Annotated in this window: 12 protein-coding genes; 7 read left to right on the forward strand and 5 right to left on the reverse strand. The window is 51.1% G+C overall.

The annotated features are described in order from the left end of the window. The 3 genes from HOK28_18635 to HOK28_18645 all read left to right on the forward strand — a co-directional run. Positions 1-523, forward strand: a 523-nt coding sequence (locus tag HOK28_18635) for an NUDIX hydrolase (protein MBT6435121.1), incomplete at its 5' end; no start/stop codon positions are given. A 91-nt stretch (positions 524-614) separates the two neighbouring features. Next, on the forward strand, positions 615-1,511 hold the full coding sequence (locus HOK28_18640; GenBank protein ID MBT6435122.1) for a diguanylate cyclase: 897 nt from the start codon (positions 615-617) through the stop codon (positions 1,509-1,511). Between the two features lie 99 nt (positions 1,512-1,610). Further along, positions 1,611-2,483, forward strand: a complete 873-nt coding sequence (locus HOK28_18645) for a response regulator (protein ID MBT6435123.1) — start codon at positions 1,611-1,613, stop codon at positions 2,481-2,483. Between the two features lie 72 nt (positions 2,484-2,555). On the opposite strand, the gene HOK28_18650 is transcribed toward HOK28_18645, so the two are convergent. Both HOK28_18650 and HOK28_18655 read right to left on the reverse strand, forming a co-directional pair. Continuing rightward, entirely contained in the window at positions 2,556-4,991 is a 2,436-nt protein-coding gene (locus tag HOK28_18650) for a response regulator (GenBank protein MBT6435124.1), read from the reverse strand. Between the two features lie 497 nt (positions 4,992-5,488). Further along, positions 5,489-6,646 carry a methyl-accepting chemotaxis protein gene (locus HOK28_18655; protein ID MBT6435125.1) on the reverse strand — a complete coding sequence of 386 codons (1,158 nt, stop codon included), beginning with the start codon at positions 6,644-6,646 and terminating at the stop codon, positions 5,489-5,491. Positions 6,647-6,947: 301 nt separating this feature from the next. Here HOK28_18655 and HOK28_18660 point away from each other — a divergent pair, with 301 nt between their 5' ends. Next, positions 6,948-7,775: a hypothetical protein gene (locus HOK28_18660; protein ID MBT6435126.1), complete on the forward strand. Its 828-nt coding sequence runs from the start codon at positions 6,948-6,950 to the stop codon at positions 7,773-7,775. 13 nt (positions 7,776-7,788) lie between these two features. Here the strand turns inward: HOK28_18660 and rlmD are convergent, their stop codons facing one another. From rlmD to HOK28_18675, 3 genes are read right to left on the reverse strand one after another with little or no spacing between them, the layout of a single operon-like run. Then, the gene (gene rlmD, locus HOK28_18665) at positions 7,789-9,141 is read right to left on the reverse strand and encodes a 23S rRNA (uracil(1939)-C(5))-methyltransferase RlmD (GenBank protein MBT6435127.1); all 1,353 of its coding nucleotides are present in this window, start codon (positions 9,139-9,141) and stop codon (positions 7,789-7,791) included. After that, positions 9,134-10,351, reverse strand: coding sequence for a CoA transferase (locus HOK28_18670; protein MBT6435128.1), 1,218 nt, complete (start codon positions 10,349-10,351; stop codon positions 9,134-9,136). The genes rlmD and HOK28_18670 overlap by 8 nt, the downstream gene beginning before the upstream one ends. A 2-nt stretch (positions 10,352-10,353) precedes the next feature. Continuing rightward, complete coding sequence (locus HOK28_18675) at positions 10,354-11,754, reverse strand: hypothetical protein (protein MBT6435129.1); 1,401 nt, start codon at positions 11,752-11,754, stop codon at positions 10,354-10,356. 120 nt (positions 11,755-11,874) lie between these two features. On the opposite strand from HOK28_18675, the gene HOK28_18680 reads away from it, so the two are divergent. The 3 genes from HOK28_18680 to HOK28_18690 form a co-directional block, all read left to right on the forward strand. Next, positions 11,875-12,177 (forward strand): hypothetical protein, encoded by a 303-nt coding sequence (locus HOK28_18680; protein ID MBT6435130.1) that lies wholly within the window; start codon positions 11,875-11,877, stop codon positions 12,175-12,177. Then, positions 12,174-14,270: a hypothetical protein gene (locus HOK28_18685; protein MBT6435131.1), complete on the forward strand. Its 2,097-nt coding sequence runs from the start codon at positions 12,174-12,176 to the stop codon at positions 14,268-14,270. The genes HOK28_18680 and HOK28_18685 overlap by 4 nt, the downstream gene beginning before the upstream one ends. A 29-nt stretch (positions 14,271-14,299) precedes the next feature. Further along, the coding region (locus tag HOK28_18690; GenBank protein ID MBT6435132.1) for an MBL fold metallo-hydrolase at positions 14,300-14,850 on the forward strand (551 nt) is incomplete at its 3' end.

Genomic DNA, 14,850 nt, shown 5'->3' on the forward strand with positions numbered 1-14,850 from the left:
GTTTAATCCAACGCTCGAGTCCGAAGACAAAGATAAAAAGGACATGCTGGCCTTACTCAAAACGCCCAATCCCTGCGCACGCACTCAATTTGAGCCGGGTCACTTTACTGCGAGTGCATTCGTATTGAATCCTCCTTTAGACTCCATGCTCTTGATATTCCACGATAAATTAAAGATGTGGCTACAGCCCGGTGGCCATATCGAGGCGAGTGACCCCACTCTGGAGGCCGCTGCCCGGCGTGAACTCCTCGAAGAGACCGGTGTCAGCTCGCCCAAGCTTCACCCAGGGGTCCACGGGATTGTAGCAATCGATATTCACGATATTCCAGCCCGAAAAACGGAACCCACCCACAAACACTTCGACATCCGTTACTTATACATCGCACAGGACCACCAATATAAAGCCGCAAGCGATGCCTTGGACGCACGCTGGGTCAAATTAGGGGCAATAGCTGAGCTCCAAACAGACGCCAGTGTTCTAAACACGGTCACACGCATCCAAAGCCTGCTTCTTAAGCCATAAGATTGGCCCCTCTTCACCAGTCCTCTCATTCACCTGTTGTGGTTAACCCCTGAAGTCGTGTTAACATCTCTTGTTACAACGAGGTCCCGCAATGACACCAAAACTTCTAGTGATTGATGATGCGGTCGAAATCCACGCCCTTCTAGAGGCGCGGCTTCAACCCGAAGAAATCATCATGGACTTCGCAACAAACGCCGAAGAAGGCTTCGAACGGGCCAAATCAATCCATCCCGACCTCATCCTACTGGATGTTATGATGCCCGGCATCAGCGGTTTTGACCTCTGTCGAATGCTCAAGGAAGACCCCGACACTTCAAGTATTCCCGTTATCTTTCTATCGGGAGCCACCGATTCAGTAGACAAAATTAAAGGCCTCGACTTGGGAGCTATCGATTATATCACCAAGCCCTTTGATCCTGCTGAACTACGCGCAAGAGTTCGTTCCGGTTTAAGAACAAAGCGGTTCCAAGATCTATTGGCTGAACGGGCACAAATCGACTGGCTTACCGGACTATGGAATACGATTCATTTCGAACGTCGCCTCTTTGAAATGTTTTCAGCTGCGCGCCGTTACGACCGTCCTTTTTCGGTTATTTTACTCGATCTTGATCACTTAAACTCAGTCAATAATCAGCACGGACGCCCGGTTGGAGACAAAGTACTCCATGCAGTCGCCGCATTGCTACTCGATAGCACCCGAACCTGCGATATCGTTTGCCGAAATGGTGACGACGAATTTGCGATTCTCCTTCCCGAGACTATTCCCGACCAGGCTACATTCCTTGCCCAGCGTATTTGTGCGGGCATCAAGGCGCTTCGAGTGGGGCACCGCGGAGATGCTGTTCAGGTCACGGGAACATTGGGTGTGGCTGGCGTTGAGCACGGTGAAGACGCGCGAGAGCGCACTGCACAGAGTCTGTTTGACGGTGCAAAGGCCTCGCTGGAGCATGGTCGCAGTACTGGTCGTGACCGAGTGGGCGATCGATAAGAGCCTACGCAGCGCCTGACCGGCCCAACAATTTAAATGAAAAATCATCAACGTTTGCCTTGAACTAGAATGCCGCTATAATCAGGCAAGGGGTAAATCATGTCTAAAACCATCCTGATTGTCGACGATGACAAGGATATCGTCGTGTTACAAAAGCGGCTAATACAGCGGCTTGGTTACACTGATGTTCTTCGCGCCGACGACGGCTTTGACGCACTGCACTTTTTGGCAGAAATTGAGCCGGATGTTGTTTTTCTCGACATTCAGATGCCCGGCCTCGACGGCTGGTTGCTCTGTGAAATCCTTCATAAGGTCGATCGCTGGAAGCATATCCCCGTCGTCCTTCAAAGTGCACTCGTGGGTGCGGATAATATCAAAAAAGGGCTAGACCTTGGAGCCCATACCTATCTCGAAAAACCATTCACTCAAGATGGCTTGAAGAGTGTTTTGGATGCGGTCTTTCAACGAGATGATTCCTATACTCAGAAATTACCCGCAACCATCCAACCCGTGGTGATGCATGTGGTGGATGCCGTCAAACAAACGTTCAATCTCATTTTGGGAACACAAGCACGTGTAAGAGAAGTGTACCCACTGCCCCACGAGATGTGTGAAAAAACATGGGAGTACGTTGGTGGCGGTGATGCAGAGGGTGTTGTCAACGTAAGCGTATCGATGGGATGGAGCCGCGAACTGGCCATGGCCTCAGCGCAGTCGCTCATGGTTCTCGAACCGGAAGACATCAGCGAAGAGATCATCATCGACTCTTTGAACCAAATCGTTGAAATGATTCTAACGACTGCATTGCGCAGCTTGAATCGGGTCTACCCCCTCACGCCAGGTGCACCTACCAGCCTTGGCTCGGGCCAACTCCAGGTCATTGAAAACTCTGAGCATAAATATGCGATTGATATTAAAGCCGGCGACCATGAGTTCCCGGTTGTCGTAACAACAAGAACTCAGGGCGAATAACCCAGTCCACGCTCTCGCTTGCAAAACACCAAGCCTCACAAACTCTAGAAATTAAATTATAATGAATAACGACTAGCTCGTCTGTACGTAGCTCTGGCACGCCAACGTGCAAAGTTTGGATAGGCTGTCCGCTGCACCGAGAATCGAGTCCACTTTCTTATTGTCGCGAATCATATTCTCAACCTTGCGGGCAGAGACCGTAATACTCGGGAAACCGTAACCCCCAGCCGCACCGGCTATCTGATGGGTCATGCGCTCAAGTGAATCGAAATCATGATGCTCCACTGCGCTCTCAATTTGAACGAGTCTTTCACCTAAACTATCGATAAAAATACCGACCAAATCGGACATCTCGGGATCAGAATGAAACTCGCTCAACAAAAGCTCGTCTTCCGAAAGCTGAGCCACTTCGCCCGCTTCGGCGTCGGCCACTTTAGCGACGTCAGTACCCTCTTTGACAAGCTTTTCCTGAACTGGCGCCACACCCGTAGTCGCTGCTTCACCATTGGCAAAGCCAGGGTCCATCACTCGGTTTGAGGGTGGTCGTTGTGCTCTCGTAAACTTATCGATCAACATCAAAAGTTCATGAACCTTAATGGGCTTAGTCGTATATTCGTCACAACCAGCTTGGATACACTTTTCCCGATCACCGCTCATAGCATGAGCCGTGAGAGCAATGATGGGTCCCTTGTAGCCCTCGGCTCTCAACTTAGCGGCTGCGGTATAACCATCCATCTCTGGCATCTGCATGTCCATCAGGATGACGTCGTATGGCTCACCACTTTGCCAAGCACGCATGGCCTCGTCGAACGCGATACGCCCGTTATCGGCCACTTCTACCTTGGCACCAGCCTGCTCCACTCTGTAGGAAATTAGCCGTTGGTTATCAAAACCATCTTCAGCCAGTAACACCTTACCCAGTAAGCTAACAACTTGAGCTTCTTGCTGAACAATTTCGCTGGCAGCCAGCATGGCGGCCATTGGGTCCTCGATGAATTCGCAAGTATCGAGTCCACCTGGTGCGATGGTCAGTGTAAAAACAGAACCTAACCCAGGTACACTTTGGGCCTTGATGTCTCCTCCGAGTAACTCAGCCAGCCTTTTCGTAATCGTCAGACCAAGACCCGTACCACCGAACTGTCTCGTCACCGAACTGTCTGCTTGTTCGAATGGTTGGAAAATCTTGTCCACCTGATACTGGCTCATACCGATGCCCGTATCCTTCACTTGAAAACTGATGCTTGGACTTTGCCCCTCTTCAGGCGCGCACATTCCAGCTATTAGCTCTACACGACCCTTCTCAGTGAATTTAATGGCATTACCGATTAGATTCACCAGCATTTGTCGAAGCCGAGTTGGGTCGGTGATGATTTTGTCGGGCATGGCGCTTTCGTACTCGACCACAAACTCTAAATTCTTCTCCAAGGCTTTGTGCTGCATCAAAGACTTCACATCGGCCAGGAGTTGGATCGGCGATACCTCAAGTTTTTCGAGGGTCATCTTTCCGGCTTCGATCTTAGAAATATCCAAGATGTCGTTGATGATATTGAGCAGGTGCTCACCATTACGCCGGACCGTTTGGATACACGACACACGATCACTCACAGATTGACCTGGATTAAGAAGAAGATCCGAAAATCCGAGAATCGCCGTCATCGGTGTCCGAATTTCGTGACTCATATTGGCAAGAAACTCTGTCTTAGCCCTATCAGCAGCCTCGGCACGCTCCTTGGCAACCGCCAAATCTCTCGTTCGCTTTTCAACCCGGGTTTCAAGTTCATCATGCGCGCGAAGAAGCTCGTGGTTTCGAGTACCAATTTCCCAGAGCATATCGTTGAAACCATCGGTCAGTTCACCGATCTCGTCATCAGCCGTTCTTTCAACGTTGATTGAAAAATCCTGATCGTTGGAGACTGTTTTTGCCGCTCGCGAAAGTCGGTCGATGGGATCAGTGATCACCTTACGCAGCTGAGCTGCTAGGAAAAGCGCCAACAAGGAAGAGACAAACAGAATAAGTCCGGTCATCCACCCATGCTGAGTAAGACGTTCATAAAGTTCACGGCTATCGGACTTAATATAGATAGCACCAACGACATCACGCCCGCGCTCCACCGGCTGTCTCAAAACAAGATGCTGGTCGACGAACTCTGACATAGCCCGTGGGACATAGTCTGGCGGCGCCCAGAGCGTCCCTGGGTCTCGTTCATACCGAGCCAAGACTTCGCCTGAACGTGAGTAGGTTACCGCCGACACAATGTGCGGCTTATTACGAAGCGCCTTAAGCGACGCCTCTACCGCGTCGGCGCTATTGAGTTCGATAGATTGAGCACTGTTGGTACCAATAACCAAAGCAAGCGTAGATAAATCATCGACCATTCTGTCTCGAAACGATACAAACTCAAGTGTCATAAAAGCGACAGAAGAAAGGATCAATGCGACGCTGGTGGTCAAGACAGCTATCCGGCTGATTTTCTGAGCAACCGATACGTTTTTGAGACCGAACCACATGCTTGGCAGCTCCCTAAACGTTGTGTCCTTGTCGTGCTCTACCCGATTTTCTTTGCACGGGCGAGTCACTCTAAGAGCAATTCAACGTTAATGACCGCGTGAAGGCAAACGCCTTCACTAAACCTCTCTAAGCATAGGGCATTGCCCTAGTTAAATGCCAGAGCTAGGTGAAAGCTTGGTAAAAATCCATTTGTAATTTACGCCGCTTTCATGCGGCCTGCCGTATGGTTCTAGCACTTCTTCACGCTGCCGTGACGGGCCAGTGAAAAACAGTGGCCCCAACCTTCCCCACTCTGCTCTCCATGTGTGAGCAAGTCTCAAAAGATCGCCAAGTCATTTCGGTGTACGGAGAGAGCCAACAAGCTGTGAGCTGTTGTGCCACAAGGCAGTACATCTGCCGGCTGGGTATGAATGCATAAAGAGCCAGCGATAGCTGGAAAAGTATTGGGTTTGGTTAGCTTAATGGTCGCCAGCAAGAAGAGCCGACGAGGTGTTCATCAATGACGAAAACGGTAGCGAGTCATCATATCCTGAATTGCAGAGGCAACACCGGACAATCGCGTAGCAGCGTGCTCAGAGTCACTTGCATAGGCAGTTGTTTCTTCAACAGCCTCTGCTACCCCACTCACACTCTTCGCAATCTCACCTGAACCGTTGGCTGCAGCTTGGACGTTATGACCAATCTCGCTGGTCGTGGCGCTTTGTTCCTCAACCGCTCCAGCAATGGTTACCTGGAGTTCATTCACTTGGCGAATAATCGTGCCAATTTCAGCAATCGCATCAACCGCTGCTCGAACATCAGATTGAATAGCATCAATACGTGAACTGATGTCTTCAGTTGCTTTGGCGGTTTCTTTCGCCAATTCCTTAACTTCGGTTGCAACAACCGCGAAGCCTTTACCGGCTTCACCTGCTCGCGCGGCCTCGATGGTAGCGTTCAAGGCAAGTAAGTTTGTTTGTTCGGCAATCGACGTAATCAGTTTAATGACGTTGCCAATCTCAGCACTCGAGTCACCAAGGCGTGCAACCGTGGTGTTCGCAGTATCAGCAACTTCAACCGCGGCAGTCGCGATGCTGGCTGCTTCGTGTGAGTTTCGTGCAATTTCTTGGATACTGGCCGTCATCTCGGTTGTTGCAGTGGCAACAGTCTGTAAGTTGTGATCGATGGATGCTGCGGAAGAAGATGCTCTCGAAGCCTCTCCGCTCGTCTCACCTGCGGAGTTATTTAAATCCTGTCCCAACCTGACCAGTTCCTTGGAAGACTCGACCATAGAGCCTGCGCTCTCGGCCACCTGCTTCATCACTCCGCCAATTTGGCTAAGAGATTCATTAGTGACCTCGACCAACTCGGTGTACTCCCCCGCACCTTGAGCATCGAGCAATGTAGAGAAATTGCCTTGGGAAACGCCTCGCAGCGCTTCAACGATACCACCCAGTGAGGATGAGCTAGAAGATTGAACCCTCGACTGAACGAAGACTGCTGCCCCCGCTGTCAGAAGGATCAAGATGCCAAAAAACATCCATCCAAGAGGTTCTTCGGCCGGGTCACGACCCACCACAACGGTTCCCGCTACGACCAGCGGTAAAACAGCTACTAAAATGTTTAAAAGTCCCGTACGCGAGAGCATCGTCTCTCCATCAGCGCTGATTCCCATTACAACGGGAATAACGCTGTCCCCAATGCTCGGAAAACAAAATCCCAAGCCAGTTTAGGTAATTAGTATCACACCTAGCGAGGTCGCTGCCATGCCCAGCGAATCATTCTTCTCCTCTATAATAATCTTCACCGCCTAATCTGATTGTTAAAGTGCCACAAAGGTAAGTGCTGAACCTACTCATGCTCACTATCTGAAATTGAGGACGCATTTGACATGGCCAACAGACTAATGGGAGAGTTTTTAAGGACACGAGAAGCATTTTGGGCCAAACGAACGGCCTAAAGGGAGCCACAAAGCAATGCAGTTCTTCGGGCAATTCCTTGTTAAAGAAGGCGCCATTACAGTTGATCAGTTGCGAACAGCACTCGATCTTATGGCTCGAGAAAACTTGAAACTTGGCCAGATCGCGGTCGAGCAAGCTCTACTAAGCGAAAGCGAAGCGAACGAGATCAATCGCGAGCAACGTTACAGCGATAAGCCTTTCGGAGCGATTGCTGTAAAGCTTGGACTCATGTCCGAGGTACAGCTTAAAGAGGTTTTGAAAGTTCAGAACCAACGTAGAGTTCGTATCGGTGAGGCGTTGGTGCGGCTCAAGCACCTAAGCGCCGAAGAACTCGTTCGCCAATTACGCCGATTCAAAGCAGAAGAAGAACGCTTCGCTGTAGATGCCAGAGAGCTTCCAGGCTATCTCAAAGACAACCGCATCGCTGAATTTTTGTTAGAGCTGGTTGAACGTGTGGCGATGCGAACAGCCGCAGTTCAGATCAAGGTTCCTAAGCACTGCACAAAACTCGAACGACTCAACTCGAAAATTATTGCATCGGTCCTGATCCGCTCAGAAAGCAGCCTTCGGATTGCCCTCAGTGGCGATTCTGAATTCGCACATGCACTGACAGACGGAGTTTTTGGCCAAGCTCCTGACGAAGTTCTACCGGATGAAATGCTGGATGATGCGGTTGGTGAATTCTTGAATATGCTGGCCGGTAATGCGCTTGCAGGGCTCGAACAAGAGGGTATCCCCTGTGAGCTGGACCCACCTATTCGCGGCATCCCTCCATTGGGAGGTTACGCATTTGACCTTGTTACGACTGTAGGTAACGCTACCCTCATCTTATCTGAACCCTAAGCGGCAATCGCCGCTAAGAGCGAACCAATAAAGCCACTGCCTCCACGTGAACCGTACCCGGAAACTGATCAATCACAGAGAGTTCCTCAAGCTTAAAGCCAGCCGCTTCAAGTAACGGTAGGTCATGCTCGAGAACAGATGGCTGACAAGAAAGCAGAACGAGTCGCTCAGCCTGAGAAGCTGCAATCGCTTTCACCAGCTCAGCTCCTAAGCCTCGGCGCGGCGGATCCGCAACAACAACCTTCACACCATCTTGCGCAACCAAGTCAGGACCCAATTCATAAGCGTCACCAGTTAAGACCTCGAGCGTAGCTTCAGGTACTTGTGACCTTGAACGCTCCAGTGCCTGAGTCGATTCTTGATTAATTTCTACCGCGATAACTTTCTTAAATTGTTTAGTCAGCGGAAGTGTCATCGCCCCAACACCCGAAAAGAGTTCCAAACAAACATCACCCTCGCCGGCAAAAGCCAACGCTCTATCAAACATAAGAGCTGCTGTTTGAGGGTTGATTTGGAAGAAAGACTGAGCACCAATTTCGTGATTAAAACCACAGATTGTCTCTTCGATGAACTCTTCACCGGCTAAGAGTGTGGGCTCCCCTTTGAGTATGACGTTTCCAGAATCATCATTCTCAATCGCAACCACACCAGCAGCTCCCTGAACCCGGCTCAAAACCGACTCCGCCACCTCAGTTAGTTCAGCGAGCCATTCATCAACGAGAGCGCGGGAACTTACAAACGTAATGAGAGTTTTTTCAGAAGCACGAGAGCCACGAACCGTTAGGTACCGGAGCCCTTTTTCATCTTTCCAATGAAGTCGCATCTTGCGACTTGAAACCTCATCAATCACGACGTCAATCGCCGCGTTCAAACACGGCGCCAGCACAGGGCATCCATTATTGTCGGCAACTTCATGTGTAGCCGCCACATATGCACCAAGTACGGGGCGCCCTTTCTGCATCGAAAATACTTGTTTGGCGAAATATCGATAGCCCAGGCCGTCGCCGGCTCTCTCTACATGCAGGTCACTCTCAAGCGGACCTGCGGTGCTCGAGTTTTTGAGGTATGCAGAGACGCGCGATTTTTTATACGCCAACTCGTCTTGCTCGGATGTACCGAGAAGCACACATCCCGTGCAAACAAACTCATGAGGGCAATGAGAGCGCACTCGGTCTGGAGACGCATTCACCAGTCGCTTGATACGCCCTTGAACAGTGTTCTTTGTTTGCTTATCAACTTTTATTTGAACAGTGTCTCCGGGTACCGCTTGTGCAACCAAGGCAACTCGGTTTCCAATCTGCCCCCTGCCTCTTCCATCGGGGTTACGATCAACAATCAATACATCCGCATTATTTGGGTTAGCCATTTGAGCCCTCAATCACGACCCCATCTCGAATCAACGTATCGATTTTATGGGTATCGTAGTTCAATATTTCGGTCAGAATCTCTCTGCTGTGTTCAGAAAAAAGCGGCGGAGCGCAAACGTCTTCTGCGCCACCAAAACCGGTAGCATTATTCACCGTCTTAATAGGGCCGTACACGGGATGTTGAGTTTCCACAACCATCCCTCGTGCTTCTACCTGAGGATGCGCCAACGCTTCAGGAACACTGGCAACAGGCCCACAAGGTACGCCGGCCTCACCAAGGATTCTTTGCCAATGGGTCACACCTTCAAGTTGCAACGCAGGCACGATGCAGCCTAGCAGCGCATCTCTATTTGCGACGCGCATGGCGTTCTCACGGTATCTCTCATCTGCAGCGAGGTGAGCCATACCAAGGGCCTCGCTAAGTTTCGCAAACTGGGAATCGTTACCGCAAGCAATATTCATGTAGCCATCGGCTACTTCGAATGTCTCGTATGGGCAGATGCTCGCATGCGCATTCCCATGACGCTTCGGTGCTTTACGGTTATTAAGCCATGCCGTCGCGTGATACATCAGTGAAGCCAATTGACCATCGAACATGCTAATGTCTAAGACACTGCCCTCGCCTGTCTTTTCACGATGTAAGAGCGCCGCCATCACACCGCCAAACGCATTCAGTGAGGCGATGATATCTGCCCAGGAACCCGCTATTTTATGAGGCGCGCCATCCACGGGGCCGGTCAAGCTGGGAATACCACCTGCCCCCTGAATGATCAGGTCATAGCCGGGTAATCCTGTGTAGGGTTCTTCACCTGCAGCGCCATAACCACTGATCGACGCATAAATAAGATCTGGCTTGAGGGCCTGAAGCGTAACTGCATCTATCTCCAGGCGCTCGGCCACCCCCGGCCGAAAATTCTCCACCACAACATCTGCATTCTTCACCAAGTCGTAAATAATCTGCCGACCGGACGCTTCTTTCAAATTGAGAGCAATCGAACGCTTACCTCGGTTGATAGAAAAATAATAAGTCGCGTCATCTCCAAGAAAGGGCGGACCAAATTGCCTGGTGTCATCCCCACTGGGTGGCTCGACCTTAACGACCTCTGCTCCCAGATCTGCCATTTGTTGGGTGCAATAAGGCCCCGCAACAATCCGAGAGAGATCAACTACACGGATCCCTGCGAGTGGTTTTTTCGACGCACCAGTCATGCCTAGTTTTGTTCCTGATCTTCGTGAGACCCGTGTCTTCTAACTGCCTCAAGCAGTTCTTCTAAATCATGCCCCGAATCACCCGCCGACTGCGTGCGAGGAGCAGGTGGCGGCGCCAGACCATAGGTCGCGGCCATCACGGCGTCATCAGAGCTTCCGATGTGTGTATCCTCCCCAACCAGTTCGTCGGGCAACTGATCAAGCTCCCAACCTGGTGGTGGCACATCTTCGCGTTCAACCAGTGGAGTGGGCGCCGGCTCCTTGGCAGACACCTGTCCAGGAGGGCCCATACCTGGAGGAGGCAGGACCACACCGTTTCTTAAGTCGGCAGGATTCGCTCTCATTGTAACTGCACCCATTTTGGGCAATCGCATGCGCTTCGGTTCTGCAATTGGGATCTGAATTTCGTAAACAGGCTCAGGATCGGGTTCAGGTTCCGCTGCATATGCAGGCACTTCTGGCTCAGTAGGCACCGCAACTTCTGGTGGCAAAGCATTTTGGTAATCCGCAGCCATCCCCTCAAGACCGAGGCTTGCAAGCTCATCAAGAAACCCAGGGGCTTGAATCGGTACCAAGGCCTCAGGCATTGGCTCTACTCCTCGGCACATCAATACGACCGGGCAGTATCCAGCCTCCCCATATTGAAGCTCAACCACCTCAGCAACATGACCACTTCCCAGGCTATCCAGCACAATCACCAAATCAATGGATGCCAACATCGCCAACGGTGCTTGGTCTGCCCCTACTTTTTGAGCAAGCGCCAATTCGAATCTCATAAGAGCTCTATCAAGCCGGCGTGAATCGATGGATGCAATTACACCATTATGGGAAAAGAGTGCGTCGACGACTCCTCCGTCGCGACCGCCCACCACAACCAAACGGTCTGCGCCAACCTGAGCGATATCTTGAAGGGTATGAGCGCGTACCCAATGTGATGGTGTGGGTACATCATGACCGCCCATCAATGCTGGCCGTAAACTTTGTTCCCCTAATGCTAAAGCCAAGCCCGCAGCAGCACTGTCGGCACCGGCGATCAGCACATTGCGCCCCGATGCCAAGCACCCGGCGATCATACGTGCGGCGAGTGAAGAGAGCAGTCCAGCCGAAACCCAATCCTCCAAGGTATTCTCAGAGGGCGTGACCCGCTTCATCACAAGTCCATCGCCTACCCAAGAAGCGAGCCAGTCGCCATATTCGACAGAGCGTGAAAATGCTTCCATAGCAGCCGAATGGGTTTCTAAATCCCATTTAAAATCAACCACTTCCATGCCCATGGGGCCATCCGCGGTAACCCGGCCGGGGCGTAATACCAATCGGTCATAAGGGCTATCTGCGGCAAACTCTGCCAGCCTTTGGAGGGGGCTTTCTGCTTCAGTCACTTCTTCAGTTGTATCGTCACTCACGGGCATCACTCCCTCTTAACCGATAGGTCGCCGATTGCGTCTTCTCTGCTATTATAGCGTATCTTGGTTTTATGACACGTGGCTACGTTCTATGCTAGAAGCGAAAGCCGATAAGACGTTATGGATGATTTAAGAGCCAGACAAGTTCGCTATTACATGCGACTCAATTACCCACTCGCGGTCACATCACGCGGTGAAGGCTTTGTTGCACAATATTTAGACCTACCCGGCTGCGAATCCTTTGATACCGAACTAAGCAGGCTTCACCATCATATGGAGGGGCTTCGCCGGAAGTGGATAGTGGAACGTGTTCAAAGCGAAACACCTATACCTCTGCCCAACTCTCATCTACGAGACTCAAAATCACCCACTCTTCATGCCGATATCTACAAAGGATCCGTGGTTAAGGAAGAAGAAGAGTGACCGCCAGCGTTACCAGCGCTGTGTTGGCAAGTGTTGTTTGCCTCACCGTAGGCATCGCCATCGCATTTCGTAGACCTTTTCGAACGCTGTATACTCGTTTTGCTGCTTTTACCTTTGCGATTTTTTTCTGGAATGCGGGAGCATTCATTGAAGGGTTAACAGGTCACACCTTTGCCGGGCTCAAGATCTGGGCCGCACTTTTTATTCCTCCCACACTGATCCTCTTTTTTGCAGAGATGCTGAGAGCGCGCGGCGCATTCGTCAAACGCATTACTCAATTCAGCTACATCGCCACGCTCACCTTCTTTCTTATTCTCCTCTCCCCTTTGGCTTCGCTTTTTGTCACACGGTTCCTCATCGCGGTTTATGTAATCGGGGCCGGGCTTTGTGTCTTAAAGCTTTTGCGCGACCACCGGACAAACGCACGATCCGATATTGAGAAAACAAGACTTTCATATCTTTTCTTTGGCGGTCTCATTACACTGCTGCTCGCCTCAGGGGATTTACTACCTGCGTCACCATTGCCATCTGCGTTGGCACACCTCGCCCTCACCTTCTACGTCTACTTTCTTTATCAAGGACTTGTCTCTCACCGATTGATGAATATGGTGGAGTTACTTGGAAAGGCCGCCGTAGTTGGCGTGCTGAGCTTAATCCTCTCCTCGATCTACTCGATCCTGGTTCTCTGGGTTGGCGAAGAAGAGCAAAGCCTCTGGATCTTTAACACCATTGTAGCGAGCTTCGTGATTCTCATTCTCTTTGAACCGATTAAGCGGTTCGTTGAGGATACAACAGAAAAAATTCTCTTTCGGCAACAATACGAGTTACGTCAATCAGCTCAGAGCCTAACTCAGAGGCTACGTACCACCATCCGTGTAGACACCATGCAAAGTCGCATTCTGGAAACCTTCCAAGGACAAGCAGCCCATGGTTCTGTCTATGTTCGCGATGCCGGCGATGAAATGAGCCTGCGCCGTGTTGGAAGTATGGGGCAAACACCGCCGCTGCTTATCACCTTAAGTAAGCATCCTTCTCTTCTCCAGGAACTCAGATCTACCAGACGCCCTATTTTGCTTGAAGAGGTTACCTATAGGGCTGAAGACCTACCGCTTATGCTCACCAATGAGAACCCAGCACTGCAGCGTGAAATGGAGCGTACCCAGGAAACGATTTCTTCTCTTCAAGAGCTCGAAGCCCAAGTCATGGTTCCAATGCTCTCAGGCGACAAAATGGTCGGAGTGTTTGCCCTGGGCGGTCCCGGTATGACCCGATTATCAACCGATGACCTCACTGCCTTTCTTTCATTGGGTGAAGCAGCCGCCATTGTTGTGGAGAACTCCCAAGAATACGAAAAGCGGCGAGAACGAGATCGACTGGTGGAAATTGGTGAGATGGCTACCGGTATGGCCCACGAAATCCGCAACCCACTCGGCGCCATTAAAGGTGCCGCTCAATGCCTTGATCCAGAAGACCTCCCGGAAGAGAGCCAGGAGTTCGTAGACGTTATCATCGAAGAAGTGGACCGCCTGGGTAATGTTGTTGGTCAATTTCTCAATTATGCACGGCCCTACCGTGGTGACCCAGTCCCCACAGATATCAACCAGGTTATCTCCCAAACCGTGAAGCTGTTCACCCACGCCAAGCTTGCGCCTGATTTGATGATTGTCCAAGATCTCACCCACGACTTACCTCCGGTCGAGCTAGACCCCGAACAGCTCAAACAAGTTTTACTGAACTTGATGCGTAACGCAGTTGAGGCGATGCCCGAAGCTGGAGAGCTCACTCTCAAAACAACCATCGACCACGCTCCCGTGTTTACAAAAAGCGGCCTTGAAGACAGGAATCGAGGTTTAGAAAACGCTAACCTTCAGATCAAGGTCATCGATACGGGCGAAGGTATTCCGGCCGATCAGCTCAAGAGAATTTTCTTACCCTTTTTCACAACGAAAACTCAGGGCACAGGCCTTGGGCTTGCCATCTGTCAACGAATGGTAGAGAACTCGGGCGGTCGCCTTGAAGTAAGCTCTCAAGTTGGCGTAGGCACAACCTTCACGCTTCGGTTCAAGGTCTCTCAAGAGTCCGCAGCCCACTGAAGCTAAACAAACGAACTTAGGTTTATTGGATGCGACAGATCATCTCAGTCATAGCTCTTCTCGCGCTCACTTCCTGCATCGCGCCCGCTGGTATCCGTTACCTCGATTTACCCACACCGGCAGAAGGAGCTCTCCACGTGGTGAACTTCGATGTGGGGCAAGCTGACGCCACGCTCATCACCTACAAAGGTAAAACCATCCTTTTCGACTGTGGTTCTCCCAATCACGCACCAGAAATTGCCGGCCAGCGCATCCCTCGACGTCTTGACGCTCTACTGGGTCACCGACATATCGACTATTTTGTGATTACCCACTACCACCAAGATCACCTAGGCAATCCCGGCCGGCGCAAGAACTCCATGCGTTCAAATCCTGCTGGAATATTCTCGCTTATCGACCGTGAAGGCGTGACCATTGGAACCATCATCGATCGGGGTGCCTGGGTTGTAGGTAAACCCAACGCCACCTACGGACACTATTTTAGAGCCGTCAAACGCTGGATCAAAGAAGGTAAGGTCGGACAACGTAGAGTTGCCAGGCCTGGGGACACCATCGACCTTGGCGGCCAGCTCAAAGTGGA

The sequence above is a fragment of the Deltaproteobacteria bacterium genome (assembly GCA_018668695.1).
Classification (GTDB): Bacteria; Myxococcota; XYA12-FULL-58-9; order XYA12-FULL-58-9; family JABJBS01; genus JABJBS01.

What these genes read in the sequence shown, in the direction of transcription:
- HOK28_18640 (MBT6435122.1), top strand. Translation starts at nt 615, where the DNA reads ATGACACCAAAACTTCTAGTGATTGATGATGCGGTCGAAATCCACGCC.
- HOK28_18645 (MBT6435123.1), top strand. Translation starts at nt 1,611, where the DNA reads ATGTCTAAAACCATCCTGATTGTCGACGATGACAAGGATATCGTCGTG.
- HOK28_18650 (MBT6435124.1), bottom strand. Translation starts at nt 4,991, where the DNA reads ATGTGGTTCGGTCTCAAAAACGTATCGGTTGCTCAGAAAATCAGCCGG.
- HOK28_18655 (MBT6435125.1), bottom strand. Translation starts at nt 6,646, where the DNA reads ATGGGAATCAGCGCTGATGGAGAGACGATGCTCTCGCGTACGGGACTT.
- HOK28_18660 (MBT6435126.1), top strand. Translation starts at nt 6,948, where the DNA reads ATGCAGTTCTTCGGGCAATTCCTTGTTAAAGAAGGCGCCATTACAGTT.
- rlmD (MBT6435127.1), bottom strand. Translation starts at nt 9,141, where the DNA reads ATGGCTAACCCAAATAATGCGGATGTATTGATTGTTGATCGTAACCCC.
- HOK28_18670 (MBT6435128.1), bottom strand. Translation starts at nt 10,351, where the DNA reads ATGACTGGTGCGTCGAAAAAACCACTCGCAGGGATCCGTGTAGTTGAT.
- HOK28_18680 (MBT6435130.1), top strand. Translation starts at nt 11,875, where the DNA reads ATGGATGATTTAAGAGCCAGACAAGTTCGCTATTACATGCGACTCAAT.